This window comes from Bradyrhizobium altum (genome assembly GCF_020889705.1).
Classification (GTDB): Bacteria; Pseudomonadota; Alphaproteobacteria; order Rhizobiales; family Xanthobacteraceae; genus Bradyrhizobium; species Bradyrhizobium altum.
The window spans coordinates 16908-30107 of sequence record NZ_JACMYP010000091.1; the positions used below are offsets into that span (position 1 = coordinate 16908).

The window sequence follows — 13200 nt, forward strand, 5'->3', positions numbered from 1 at the left end:
CCGCCTGCAAGCCGTTCAGCCGACACGGGCCTGTTGGGAAACCGGCGCGGTCGCCGTTGTCGCATGATCCGCGCTCTTGTCCCCAACCATGGCCGACGCGACGATTGCAGCAAGGGCCGGGTTATGCACCGCCTCCGAGGCCGCAATAATCTGTTGGGCCCAACGGTACGAGGATTCGAAAATCTCCTGATGCCGATCGAAATCCGTCACATCGATGCCATCGGGCGTCGGCGGGCGCATCACCATGTCGAGCGGCGTGGTCGGCAGCGTATCGTAGCGCTGATGCGCGACGAGGCTACGCCACAACACGTTGACGGCACTTGGAGCCGCCGGAAGCGATTTTCTCCGGAACGGCGTCAGCAGCGACGCCAGGAGCTCGAGCCGCCCCGGCAGCGCCGCATAGTCGACGTCGAACATCTCGGTTGCCGGCTCGCCGAAATGGACCACCAGGTTCGGCCCGCTCTTCAGCTGATGCATCTGCGCCAGCGGCACGTTGTCGACGAGGCATCCGTCGACCAGCATCGAACCGTCCCCTGTATAGAACGGCGGCAGCAGGCCGGGGATGGCGCTCGATGCGCGCACCGCCTGCCACAGCAGACCGGTCCGGATCAATTCGAGACTGTGCGTCGACAGGTTGGTCGCGACCGCCGCGAACGGCCGCCAGCAATCCTCGATGCGGCAGTGCAGGCCGTACTGATCGGCCAGCGCCGCATCGAAGGCCTTGTGGTCCAGCAGCGCGTAGCGCGGCCAGGTCGGGCGGCGGAAGCTGCGGCTGGAGACGAAGATCTCATGGGTGCCGCGCTCGAGATGCTCGGCGTCGTAGTTCTTGGCAAAGCCCGCCGCCATCGCCGAACCGACGCTGGTGCCGACAAAGATATCGAACATCGCGCCGCGTTCACAAAACGCCTTGTAGATCCCGACATGCGCGGTGCCGAGGCTACCGCCGCCGCCGGCGACAAACCCGACGGCGCGGCCGCACAGGAAACGCACCAGGCTGTCGATATCGATCTGGTCCTCGAGCGCGACATGATGATGCATGAAGCAAGGCAGCCGCGCGAGCCAGGCCGCGGTGCCGCTGACCTCGTGTTGCCTGATATCGTGAACACGAACCAGGCGCCGCGCCGACGCCGGATGCACGGCGCAGGCGAAGCTTTCGAGATCGGTGAGAACCGGCGGCGGAGCATCACCGCGGCAGGCGAACACGACGAGGTCGGCCTGGCGAATGGTCTTTCGCGCCCATTCGGATGCTTCCGCACCACCGAAATAAGCCACCAGCGGCGCGTCGTACTCGATCCGGTTGAGCCAGTCGGCGACCTCGGACGAGTCCAGCGCCCGGCCGGGAAACATCGCCTGAACGCGCGCGAGATCGACGATCTCGGCGCCTGCGGCGGCAAGGCTCAGGCGCAGCCCTTGTTCAAAGGCAGCCGGCACCGGCTCCCGTCCGCCCGCAATCAGCGCGACGGTGCGCGCCTTCGGTGACGCCCGGACGGGCAACAGGCGCGCGGTCTGGATGGCAAACCGCTGCGCAAGCGCGGCAAGCAGCGCCTCGACGATGCCGGGCGTTTCCTGCACAAGCCTCGCATAGGCTGCGCGCGTCAACACCAGCACGCTGGTATCGCGGATCGCGATCACATTGGCCGTGCGCGGGATGTTGGCGAAGAAGCCGATCTCGCCGACCAGCTCGCCGGCGCGAAGCTCCGCAATCGGCTCTGGATGATCGGTCCGGTGCACGGCGAGCGCGCCGTGCAGCACCAGGAACAATGAATCCGAGGCGCCGCCCTGCTCCACCAGCAGCTCGCCACGCACCAGGTCGCGCCGGGTCATCGCGCCAAAGGCGATCAGCCGCTGCTCCGCGCTGAGCGTACGGAACAGCGCGAAGTCCTCGGACAGGTTTCCCCACGCAAACGTTGCGCTCGGCGGCACACGGTTCGATTGCATGCGCGGATGTTAGCGCCGGGCCGCCGTCCCGGCGAGCGATATCAGGCCGGTCCTGACGGCGCCCCGGCCGCATTCCTTGGGAGCACTGCAACAGGAATAGCGACGCTTCCATTGGCCTGCCTCACCCGACCAGCTCCGGCCACGGCACGATGGTCGACTTCACCGTCTTCATCGCCATCGCGTCGGCGACCGCGCGCGCCACGCCATCCTCTGTGAACGGATAGATCGTCTGCATGTCGAGCCACGGATATTTGTTGCGCGTGCGGTAGAGCATGTCGACGCCGAGCGGCAGGTCGTTGCCGGTAAAGCCCCAGGAGCCGAGCACATTGAGGTCCTTGGTGCAGATGCGGTGCCACGAGGTATTGATCGAGCCGGCATCGGTGAACTGGCCCATCTCGACATAGGTGCCGCCGTCGCGCAGCATCTCGATGCCTTCGGGGCCGGCGGTCGGATGGCCCGAGCAATCCATCACGAGGTCGGCGCCGAAGCCGCCGACGATGTCGCGCACCGCCTTGATGCGCTCTTCCAGCGCCTTGAGCTGCTCGATATCGACCGTCGCCTCGGCGCCGAACTTGCGCGCCAGCTTTAGCCGCGGCGTCTCCGGCGCGCCGACGCAGATCACGCGCCCTGCCCCCATTTCCTGCGCCGCCGCGACCGCGAGGATGCCGATCGGCCCGGAGCCCTGGATCACCACGGTGTCGCCCCAGGAAAAGCCGCCGGCGCGCGTGGCGCGGTTGAAGGCACGGATGCAGGAGGTCAACGGCTCCGAAAGCGCGCCGAGCCGCAGCGACATGTCGTCGGGCAATTTGTAGATCTTGGTGCCCGGCAGCATATCGAGATCGACATAGACATATTCGGCCCAGCCGCCCCACATGTGAGGAGCTTTCTCGAAGCCGAGATAACGGCCGTAATACACCGGCGTCAGGCACTTGTTGGCGCTCTCGGGATAATGGATGCAGTAGTAGCAGCGGCCGCACGGCATCAAGGGCGGGATCATCACCTTCGATCCAACCTTGAGTGGCTTGCTCATGAAGTCTTCGGTGAACTCCGGACCGCATGCGACGATCACGCCGCCGAGCTCATGGCCGAGGGTGAACGGCCATGGCAGCGGCTTCGGCCAATGTCCCTTCAGGATGTGCAGGTCGGTTCCGCAAACGCCGCAGGCGCCGACCTTGATCAAGGCCGCCTTTTTGCCGACATCCGGCCATGGCACGGTCCGGATTACAGGCTTGGCTCCAGGTCCGTCATGCGTGCATGCGCGGATCTGCTCCATCGGTTCGCTCTCCCTGTCCTTGTCATTGGGCCGGGTTCGGCCGCACCGACTTTAGGTCAGGACGCTCGGGATGTCATGAACGCCTGTCATGAAGGCCTTCATGACAGGCCCGGACGGGACGACGCGCTTCAAGTCTTGACGGGAGTATTTTTCTGCAAGGAAGCATCGCAAAGAACCGTTGATTGTGAACGCAACTGAGGGCCAATAGGCTTGTAGCATTGCGGGGAACGACACCATGAATCCTGGTATCGAAGGCATCGTCGGCATGTATGTCAAGCTGGGGGAGCTGGACACGCTGCAACGAATGAAGGAGCATCGGCAGAACCTGCTCGACCAATGTGTCGATACCGCGCATTTCAGCTTCGACGTCACGCGATCGATCTACAAGAGCGACCTCGAGGTGATCGAGGCCGGCATCGAGAGCCTCTCGGGCGAGGTCACCGGCCATGTCGACGTCTTCAACGAGAACAGGATTGCCGGCTGGGCCTTGTACGACCAGCACCCCGACAAACGAGTCACGATCGATATCTATTTCAACGGCGACCTTGTTGCCGAAGTCGTCGCCGATCAATTCCGCAAGGATCTTCTCAAGCTCAACAAGGGCGATGGGCACCACGGCTTCATGTTCGAACCGCCAGCCGGCTCCTATCAGCCGCCTTTGCAGCTCGAGATCCGCGCGGCGAAACGCAAAGTGCTAAAAGCCGTGACTGTTGAACCACCGGCGGTGCCGGCCGAACCGGCCATGGACGCCGAAGCCAAGTAACCCGCCGCGCCGCCTGCGCACAGAGATCGTCACTTCATTGCAGTGCCGTCGGGCGCAAAGCCCTCGACCTTGTCCGATATCACGAACGACATCAGGTCGCGTCCGATCACCAGCGGTCCCTGATAGGTCGTGCGCGTCCGCTTCAGCAATGCGTCCTCCGGCACGTCCTGCGTCGGCGGCTGGCTCGCGAACACGATGTGCGAGTAGACCGCAAGCTTCGGCTTGGCCTGTGTGAAGATCTTGCCGGCCTCTTCCGGCGAGGTGTGATGGTTCTCGATCGCCCGATAATTCGGATAGGCCGTGAACAGGTCGGGATCGATGACCGCGACCTCGTGGATCAGGAGGTCGGCGCCCGCGGCCGCCTTCGCCACCCGCTCGTCCGGCTTGGTGTCGCCCGACAGCACCACCTTCTTGCCGTCATACTCGACGACGTATCCGAACGACGGCTTGATCTTGTCGCCGTGATTGACCTCGATCGCGGTGACCTTGACGCCGTTGTTCTCGTAGACCGGGCCCGGCTCGATGTCCTTGGCCGCGAACGCGACACCCGAAGGCGGGTAGCCCTCGTCGTCGATCCGGATGCGGATGTCTTCGGAGAACGCCTTGGTGAGATTTTCGGTCATCGCCACCGTGCCCTTCGGCCCGAAGATCACCATCGGGGTCTTGCGCGAGCCGAACGGCGTGCCGATCCATCCCGTCAACCACATGTCGGGAAGGCCGACGACATGGTCGGAATGCAGATGGGTGATGAAGTGCGCGGTGATCGCGCCGATCGGGATCTTCTTCTGGAACAGGCGGATCGTCGAGCCGCGCCCGAAATCGAAGATCAGCTTCTCGGGCCCCGCCTCCACCAGCGTCGCGGCGCTGAAGCTCGAGAGCCGCGGCGTCGGCGTGCCCGTGCCGAGCAAGGTGACGCGCATTTCGGCGGCGCGCGCGGCGCCGGCGCCCGCAACGATTGCCGCAACCAGCACAAGCCACAATTTCTGTCGCATGATCGAACGTCTCCGCCCCAAGCGCTTACTAAGCCAATGAACTCACCAAGTCACGACAGGTTAGGTGAAGTGGCCGGAGATGCCAATGTCGGCTGCGACACGACGGACGAGCACGGCGGATTGACAGCAATGATCGCTCCATCTCACCCTGCGGTGGCACCATCAGGTATTGGAATGAAGCTTCAGCCCGGGTCCGAACGAATCTTCGCGGACGACAGCACCGACCCGCTGGACGGACGCGTGCAATGGGCGCCAGCGAAATCATTGTGGCTCGGCAGTATGACCGCGGTCGCGATCACATTTGGGCCGCTGCTGTTCTCGTGGAGCGCGTTCGCGCTGTTCATCGTGACCAGCGCGATCACGCTGTGCTTCGGACATTCGGTCGGCATGCACCGGCGCCTGATCCATGCAAGCTTCGACTGTCCGCTGTGGCTCGAACGGCTCTGTGTCTATCTCGGCACGCTGGTCGGAATGGCCGGCCCCTACGGCATGGTGCGGCTGCACGATTTCCGCGACTGGGCGCAGCGCCAGGCGGCGTGTCACGACTATTCCTGCCACCGCGCCGGCTTCTGGCGCGATGCCTGGTGGCAGCTGCACTGCACCCTCGTGCTGACGCACCCGCCGGTCTTCCGGCTCGAACCGCGGCTCGCCGACGACCGCTTCTATGCGTTCGTCGAGCGAAGCTGGATGTGGCAGCAATTGCCCTGGGCGCTGCTGTTCTTTGCGATCGGCTCGTGGAGCTGGCTGGTCTGGGGCATCTGCGTCCGGGTCGCCGTCTGCGTCACGGGTCATTGGCTGATCGGTCACTACTCGCATCGCAAGGGCGGACAGACCTGGGTCATCGAAGGCGTTGCAGCCCAGGGCTACAATGTCGGCATCGCCGGGCTGATCAGCATGGGCGAGGGCTGGCACAACAATCACCACGCCTATCCGGGCTCCGCGAAGCTCGGGCTGTTGCCGGGCCAGATCGATCTCGGCTGGTGGCTGATCAAGGCCTTCGAGGCAGCAGGGCTCGCGAGCAACATCAAGACGCCGGACAACCTAGCACCGCGCCCGGGCTCGCGCCGCGTCGGCGGTCCTGATAACGCCGATGCGGTCGCACCGGGACATCGCGGCCCTGCGTGGTTCCCATAACCTGCACGCACAGATCGCCGTTGCGGAGCTGTCGCGGTGCCGCTATATCGCCCGTGTCGGAAAAGGCAGATTTGGTTTGGTAAGCCCAAGTCCTTTCGAAATCGAAATCGTTTCGAAAACGAAAGCTCTGGTCTCCTGCCTCGTGCACGAGATCCCCACGACGAACACCGGACGCTATCGAAGCGTCCATTGTTCGTCCGTGTGGTTCTCATCCCGACGAACCGCTCCGGTCGAACATCGACAAAGGAGCAGTTCATGCACAACCACCACCCCCTTCCCCATGATGTCGTAATCGCCGGCGCCGGCCCGGTCGGCCTGCTGCTTGCCTGCGAGTTGCGGCTTGCCGGGTGCTCGGTGCTGGTACTGGAGCAGGCTGCGGACCCGCGCTCGCCGTTGAAGCGGCTGCCGTTCGGCATGCGCGGCCTCTCGGCGCCCACCATCGAGGCCCTCTATCGTCGCGGGATGCTGGACGGGATCGCGGCGCCGCCGCGTGCGAATGATGGCTCGGGCAGCAACGCGTCGAACGGCGCCCATTGGATGCAGCAGCCGCGCCGCCCGGCCGGCCATTTCGCCGGCATCCAGTTTTATCACGACGATATCGACACGTCGAAATGGCCGTATCGCCTGCCCGGTCCGGCCGGTACCAGCATGGCGGTCGACATTGAGTCGCTCGAATCCGCGCTCGCCGCGCGTGCAATCGCGATGGGTGTCGAGATCAGGCGCGGCGCGGCCGTCGAGGCGTTCGATCAGTCGGATGACGGCGTGATCGTTCGCGCTGGCGGCGAGACGTTTCATGGACGCTGGCTGGTCGGTTGTGACGGCGGGCGCAGCACGGTGCGCAAGGTCGGCGGCTTTGAATTTGTCGGCACCGATCCCGAGTTCACCGGCTATTCGGTCGAGGTCGAGATTGCCGATCCGGACACGCTTCGCCCGGGCCGCCACTACACGCCGACCGGCATGTATACCTACGCGCGTCCCGGCACCATCGCGATGGTCGATTTCGACGGCGGCGCCTTCCACCGCACCCACGAGATCACGCGCGAGCATGTGCAGGCGGTGCTGCACCGTGTCTCCGGGATCGACGTGACGTTGACGGCGCTCCAGCTTGCCACCACCTGGACCGATCGCGCCTGTCAAGCGACGGCTTACCGGAGGGGACGCGTGCTACTCGCCGGCGACGCCGCGCACATCCATTCTCCGCTGGGCGGCCAAGGGCTCAACCTCGGGCTCGGCGATGCGATGAATCTCGGCTGGAAGCTTGCCCCCACAATCCGCGGCGACGCGCCGGCCGGTCTGCTCGACAGCTATTGCAGCGAACGGCGTCCGGTGGGCGCGCAGATCCTCGACTGGTCGCGCGCCCAGGTCGCGCTGATGCGGCCGAGCCGGAGCTCGCGCGCGCTCGAAGCCATCATCCGCGATCTGATCGCGACGCCCGACGGCGCGACCTATTTTGCCGAGCGCGTGTGGGGCGTTTCGCTGCGCTACGATCTTGGCGGCGACCATCCGCTGGTGGGCCGCAGCGCGCCCGACTTCGAGCTCGCCTGCGGGACGAGGCTCGGCGAATTGCTCAGAGACGGGCGCGGCCTGCTGCTCGACTTCGAGCCGCGCTCCCCTCTGCGCGCGCTGGCCGAGCGTTGGCGCGGGCGGATCAGCTATCTCACCAGCGATGCCTTGGATCGGCTGGGCTTGAACGCGGTGCTGGTGCGCCCCGACGGGTTTGTGGCTTGGGCCACAGACATCGAACCGGATCTGGAGGAGACTGCTCAAGCCGCAGCGCGATGGTTTGGAGAACCTGACGCGGCATCTGAATGAGCCTAACGCCCCTGGATACGGCGCACGTGAGCTTCACTTGTCGCTCTCGCTCCGTGTCCGGGTTCCCTTTCACAACCGTAACGCCCCGTTAACCCTATCAGCCTTAGGGTCGTCGGGGCTCCGAATGGACGGTGGCCGGGTTTGTTGTGATGTCGTTTGCACAAAAGAAAACTACCGTCGTCCCCGTTGCCGAGGAGCGGCGGCGCTTCCAGCGCGTCAAGGTGCACCTGCTCGGCCGCTACATGCTGCCCGACCGGCGCGAGTTTCCCTGCCAGATTATCAACATGTCCCCGGGCGGCCTCGCCTTGCTGGCGCCCGGCATCGGCAATGTCGGCGACCGCGTGATCGCCTATCTCGACCATATCGGCCGGGTCGAGGGCCGCATCACCCGCATCATCGACAACGGCTTTGCGATGACGATCGGCGCCACCGCGCGCAAGCGCGACAAGCTCGCCGCCCAGCTCACCTGGCTCGCCAACCGCGACATCCTCAATCTGCCCGAGGATCGCCGTCACGACCGTATCGTGCCGCGCAACCCGATCGCCCTGCTCACCCAGGAAGACGGCTCGCGGATGACCTGCCGCATCATCGACCTTTCGCTGTCCGGTGCTGCGATTGCCGCGGAGAACCGCCCGCCGCTGAAGTCGCTCGTGATGCTCGGCAGGGTGCAGGCGCGTGTGGTGCGAAATCTCGAGGAAGGCTTCGCGCTCGAGTTCGTCCACGAGCAGTCGGCGGAAACGCTCGAAGAGAGCGTTACCGCGAGGTAAAGCGAAAAACCGCTCAAGACCCCGTTTTCAGCCCGCGAAGGCGGCCACCGGTGCACCGGTGGCCGCCTTCGGCGCGTTTGGCGCAGCAAAATCGGCGGTTAACGGCCGCAGCGTTTGCGGCAACAAACCGTGCAGGCGCAGCGCTTGCCGCGTTAATAGATAAAATTTGAATCAATTACAGTTGTTTCAAATTTTATGCGAATTCGATTCAAGTAAAGATCGAATTCGCCGCAGCTTTTACCAGTATTCGCGTCAAATCTACTTCACGCACTTAGCGGCGGCGCAAAAGCTTTGTGCGAAACGTGGTCCCAACAAGAAGAACGGGGGCCACGATGTTTGGGTTCAAGGGACAGGGGAAAGGTTTGGCGGTTGCCGCCATTCTGTTTGCGACGTGCGTGTCGGCCAAGGCCGGCGACGTGGTCTACGCCAGCCTGGGTGACGTTGCGCGTTCGCCGATCGGCTGGGTCGAGTTCTGCGCCGACAATCCGGCCGAGTGCCGCGGCGGCAAGACGCAACCACGCGACATCGTGTTGTCGCAGACCGCTTGGCGCGACCTCGTGCGGGTCAACAAGTGGGTCAACGAATCCATCAAGCCGATGACCGACATGGATCATTGGGGCGTGATCGAGAAATGGTCGTTGCCATCAGACGGCTATGGCGACTGCGAGGACTACGTGCTCCTGAAGCGCAAGATGCTGATGGATGCCGGCTGGCCGCGCGAGGCGCTGTTGATCACGGTGGTCCGCGACAAGAAGGGCGAAGGCCACGCGGTGCTGACCGTGAAGACCGACAAGGGCGAATTCGTGCTCGACAATCAGAACGAGAGCATCGTCGCCTGGACGGAGACCGGCTACCGCTTCGTTAAGCGGCAATCGCAGAGCGATCCCAATGTGTGGGTCTCGCTCGGCGACAACCGCCCGGCAGTTTCAACCGCAAGCTCGCGCTGAGCGGCAACAAGGAATCGAGTTCGCGACCCGGTCACATCCCCACCCCTCCCCGTCCCAGACCGGTTCGCGCGCGGCCAGGCTTCCCCCAAAGCCTGGCCGCAACTTTTTGCGGGGACACGGCGGCGGCCGATCAGAAGAACCGGTCGAGGAACGCCGCCGTCTCGTCCGTGATGCCGACGATCTTGTTGGTGGCCTGGCGATAGAATTTGAAATTGAGCTCGGTCTCGGGCCGGCCGTCGTCCCAATCCTTGAAGCGCTTGAGGGCGTCGCGTCCCAGCGGCCGCTTCGCCAGCGCAACACGCCTGACCGCGATGCTGACACGCGGCGTTTGCCTGGCGATATCCGGCTTGCGCGGCACCGGTTCGGCTGACGTCACCACCGCGCGGGCGATCAGTCCGTTGCCGCCCTCACTCTCGCTCGCGAACACGAACACGATGTCGTCGGCCGCGATGTGCTTGCCGCCATACATGGTCTTCTGCGCAGTGAAGACGAATGCCTTCGCCCGCGGTTCCCCCGATCTCGGTCTTGATCGCAAACGCCATCGCATGCCCTGCACCGGTACGCTCGGCCATCCGGCGCCCCAAGCTTGACATCCGAGCATCCGCTCTATTGAATTGAATTCAATTCAAGCAACGGGCAAGAGATGGGCGTAACGAGCCAGGGGACACGCGAGCGGCTGCTCGCCGCGGCCCAAGAGGAGCTGATCGAAGGCCAAGGGCATCTCGAGATGCAGGCCGTCGCGAGACGGGCCCAGGTCTCGGTCGGGCTCGCCTATCACCATTTCGGATCGAAAGCCGGGCTGATCGCGGCCGTGGTCGAAGACTTCTATGAGCATCTGGATGAGGCGGCCTTCGGCGGTGCCGAGCTGTCCGCCAGCAACTGGGCGGACCGGGAGAAGGAACGGATCGGCGCCTATGTCGCCTTTCACTATGAGCACCCGTTTGCACCCTTGGTGATCGGACCGCTGAGCCGGGCGCCCGAAGTGCTTGATGTCGAGACCGCCTTCACCAGCCGCCAGCTTGCAGCCGGTGCGCGCATGCTGGAGGCCGCGCAGCGCGACGGGATCGTTCCCGGCAACCTCGACCCTCACCTCACCATCGCGCTCATGATCGGCGGCATCCGCCAGGCGCTGATCGGCGCGCTCACGGCCGACCGGCGGCCGGATCGGGCAAGGCTGACCGGCGACATCTGGACCTTCATGGCCGCGGCGCTGCGCCTGACTGCCAAGTCCCCGCCGGTGAAGCCAAAAGCCACGCGGCGCAGCCGCTTCTAATGTTCAACTATAACCCCAAGGTCGGTGGCCATCTTGTTCAACCCGCATGATTTTCACACGCCGCAATCGTCCTACAGCAAGCCGGATCTGCTGCGCTCGAGCGCCGGCGGCTATTTCGGCCCCGGCAATGCGCAGCTGCCGGCGCCACCGATGCTGATGATGGATCGCATCACCGACATCGGCGTGTCGACGGCGGCGCCTTCGGCAAAGGCCGCGTCGCCGCCGAACTGGAGGTTGCACCGGACCATTGGTTCTTCGCCTGTCACTTTGCCGGCGACCCCGTGATGCCCGGCTGCCTCGGGCTCGACGCGATGTGGCAGATCATCGGCTTCTGGCTCGGCTGGTCGGGTTCGCCGGGCAAAGGCCGCGCGCTCGGGGTCGGCGAGGTCAAGTTCAGGGGCCACATCACGCCGGACGTCAGGCTCGTGCGCTACGAGGTCGACATGCGTCAGGTCAGGCGCGGCCGGCTGGTGCTGGGCATCGCCGACGGCCGTATGCTCGCCGACGGCGCTTGCGTCTATCTGGCGAAGGACATGAGGGTCGGCCTGATCGCGCCGACGGGTTGAGCCACGGACGCGCGCCGGACAGTCCCGTTTTGAGGCAGAAGCCCCGGAATTTGCGGCGAGTTTTGCACTCTCCGCGCCACCTGCTTGAATCCCCGGGGGTTTTGCCCGCATCGCGGTTGTGCTATTCGGAACCTTTCAATTGATGTCCGGTTCTGGTCGCATGGTCGAACTTGCCCCCCGGAATGCACAGGCCAGCAGCCTGATCGGCGTGCAGCCGATCGCGATCGGCGCCGTGGCGCTGGTGCTCGTGCTGTTCGGGATCGGCTCGATCGCGCTGTGGCGCGCCTTCAGCGGCAACGTGCCGGAGACCGACCGGATGGTCGCCGCCCGCCAATTGCAGGCGCGGACCGCGCAGGTCTCCGAGGCCCTGGTGGAAAAGATCAAGGAGATGGAGGTGACCCAGCAGGAATCCATCGACCAGTTGCAGGAGGTGCAGGACCAGCTGCTGACCATGCGCAAGCAGTTCGCCGCGCAGCAGGCCGACGCCAAGAAGCTCTCCGACCAGGTCGCCGCACTGACTGAACAGGTCGAGGGCCTGCGCCAGTCGCTCGCGAGCGCGCAGGCCAATGAGCCGGCCGCCGAGACCGAGCCGCGCAAGCGGTCGAAGGCCACCCGGAGCGCCAACCGGAAGCGCCACAGATCGCGCGGTTGACGACCGAAGACGCCGAGCGCCGTCACCAGCGCGGCCATCAAAATGCGCCAAATCCCGAACAACATCAGGACCTAAGGTAGAATTTCCGACTCCAGGCCTGCCGGCGGCAGCCTCGCATGAGTGCCCGTTACCGTGAATTAATCCGGACTTTGTGAACTGGTTCACATATCCGACTTCGAATCCGAGTCATCTTTAATCACCGGATGGCGTGAGCCGATTTCAATATCCGGGGCTGGCAAGGTCGTTGACGGTATACTACGTCGACGGCCTTGTTTTTTGGGGCCGCCCACCCCGGAAACATCTGGCTCCCGACATCGAGGGCGGCCCCCACGCGCGCGAGGTCGGCAAGCCGGCTTGCGCTCGCCACCCCACAAGGAAGCGGCCGAGGACGAATGGAATCAGATGCAGGCGCAGCTGAAGAAATAAGGCGTGCTCGGGTGACGGCTCTGCACGCGCGACATCGCTGCCGCTGAAGCCGCAGCGATCCGCGTTGCCGCCTACCTGGTGCGGTCGCGCAGGATGCGATCGCTTCGCTGCCGCAGCCGTGCAAGCTTCGGCTCGAGCTCGTGGAGCATGTAGACGAATGCGATGGCGAGGCCCGACACAACAACCATGAACAGCAATGTCAGATCAGGAATGGTCAGCATCTCTGATATCCTCTAAGGCCCGGCTCCAATCGCAGCCGCACCGTTTGTTTTCGCGACGCGTTCACACACGGACTGCCGCAATGCGCTGCAAGCAGCGTACCAATGGGCGACGGCCCCGGCGTCAAGACACCGAGGCCGCGCCGATCATTCCAAGACCATCAGCATGGCGATCCGATGGACCGGCCATGCGTCAGCAGATGTCTCAGTTGCAAACCTGCACCGGTCGCACCTGCCAGCCATACGGCGTCAGCATGCGACGGCGCACGACGTAACAGCCGCCGTCACCATAACCATAGCCGTAGCCATACCCGTCGTCGTAGCCGTAACCGGCGTAGTACGGGTTGCCGTAGTAGCCGTCATAGTAATCGTAGGCGCCGTAGCCCAGGCCGAAGCCGATCGCGGCCGCCGCGAACGGATAGCCCCAGCCGCGCCGATG

General features: G+C 64.6%; 12 protein-coding genes and 2 pseudogenes. 8 read left to right on the top strand and 6 right to left on the bottom strand.

Annotated elements, in window-relative coordinates; translation table 11 throughout:
* Positions 1–15: 15 nt before the first annotated feature.
* Positions 16–1938: a cyclic nucleotide-binding and patatin-like phospholipase domain-containing protein gene (locus tag H8B02_RS22020; RefSeq protein ID WP_229168197.1), complete on the bottom strand. Its 1923-nt coding sequence runs from the start codon at positions 1936–1938 to the stop codon at positions 16–18.
* Positions 1939–2059: 121 nt separating this feature from the next.
* Positions 2060–3211, bottom strand: coding sequence for a zinc-binding dehydrogenase (locus H8B02_RS22025; protein ID WP_229168198.1), 1152 nt, complete (start codon positions 3209–3211; stop codon positions 2060–2062).
* Between the two features lie 235 nt (positions 3212–3446).
* Here H8B02_RS22025 and H8B02_RS22030 point away from each other — a divergent pair, with 235 nt between their 5' ends.
* Entirely contained in the window at positions 3447–3974 is a 528-nt protein-coding gene (locus H8B02_RS22030; protein WP_229168199.1) for a hypothetical protein, read from the top strand.
* A 29-nt stretch (positions 3975–4003) separates the two neighbouring features.
* On the opposite strand, the gene H8B02_RS22035 is transcribed toward H8B02_RS22030, so the two are convergent.
* Positions 4004–4966, bottom strand: coding sequence for an MBL fold metallo-hydrolase (locus H8B02_RS22035; protein WP_229168200.1), 963 nt, complete (start codon positions 4964–4966; stop codon positions 4004–4006).
* A 174-nt stretch (positions 4967–5140) separates the two neighbouring features.
* On the opposite strand from H8B02_RS22035, the gene H8B02_RS22040 reads away from it, so the two are divergent.
* The 4 genes from H8B02_RS22040 (at position 5141) to H8B02_RS22055 (ending at position 9626) form a co-directional block, all read left to right on the top strand.
* Positions 5141–6100 carry an acyl-CoA desaturase gene (locus H8B02_RS22040; RefSeq protein ID WP_229168201.1) on the top strand — a complete coding sequence of 320 codons (960 nt, stop codon included), beginning with the start codon at positions 5141–5143 and terminating at the stop codon, positions 6098–6100.
* Between the two features lie 255 nt (positions 6101–6355).
* On the top strand, positions 6356–7912 hold the full coding sequence (locus H8B02_RS22045; RefSeq protein ID WP_229168212.1) for an FAD-dependent monooxygenase: 1557 nt from the start codon (positions 6356–6358) through the stop codon (positions 7910–7912).
* Positions 7913–8061: 149 nt separating this feature from the next.
* Positions 8062–8679, top strand: a complete 618-nt coding sequence (locus tag H8B02_RS22050) for a PilZ domain-containing protein (protein ID WP_092115166.1) — start codon at positions 8062–8064, stop codon at positions 8677–8679.
* 332 nt (positions 8680–9011) lie between these two features.
* Complete coding sequence (locus tag H8B02_RS22055; protein WP_229168202.1) at positions 9012–9626, top strand: transglutaminase-like cysteine peptidase; 615 nt, start codon at positions 9012–9014, stop codon at positions 9624–9626.
* Between the two features lie 130 nt (positions 9627–9756).
* Here H8B02_RS22055 and H8B02_RS22060 read toward each other — a convergent pair whose 3' ends face one another.
* Positions 9757–10095 carry a hypothetical protein gene (locus H8B02_RS22060; protein WP_229168203.1) on the bottom strand — a complete coding sequence of 113 codons (339 nt, stop codon included), beginning with the start codon at positions 10093–10095 and terminating at the stop codon, positions 9757–9759.
* 174 nt (positions 10096–10269) lie between these two features.
* Here H8B02_RS22060 and H8B02_RS22065 point away from each other — a divergent pair, with 174 nt between their 5' ends.
* The 3 genes and pseudogenes from H8B02_RS22065 to H8B02_RS22075 all read left to right on the top strand — a co-directional run bounded on the left by H8B02_RS22065 (position 10270) and on the right by H8B02_RS22075 (position 12117).
* Positions 10270–10899: a TetR/AcrR family transcriptional regulator gene (locus H8B02_RS22065; RefSeq protein WP_229168204.1), complete on the top strand. Its 630-nt coding sequence runs from the start codon at positions 10270–10272 to the stop codon at positions 10897–10899.
* 33 nt (positions 10900–10932) lie between these two features.
* Positions 10933–11465 (top strand): annotated as a pseudogene (gene fabA, locus H8B02_RS22070) (bifunctional 3-hydroxydecanoyl-ACP dehydratase/trans-2-decenoyl-ACP isomerase).
* Between the two features lie 160 nt (positions 11466–11625).
* Entirely contained in the window at positions 11626–12117 is a 492-nt protein-coding gene (locus H8B02_RS22075) for a hypothetical protein (RefSeq protein ID WP_229168205.1), read from the top strand.
* 497 nt (positions 12118–12614) lie between these two features.
* Here the strand turns inward: H8B02_RS22075 and H8B02_RS22080 are convergent, their stop codons facing one another.
* Entirely contained in the window at positions 12615–12764 is a 150-nt protein-coding gene (locus H8B02_RS22080) for a hypothetical protein (protein ID WP_229168207.1), read from the bottom strand.
* Positions 12765–12966: 202 nt separating this feature from the next.
* A pseudogene (locus H8B02_RS22085) lies at positions 12967–13200 on the bottom strand (hypothetical protein); the annotation flags it as partial.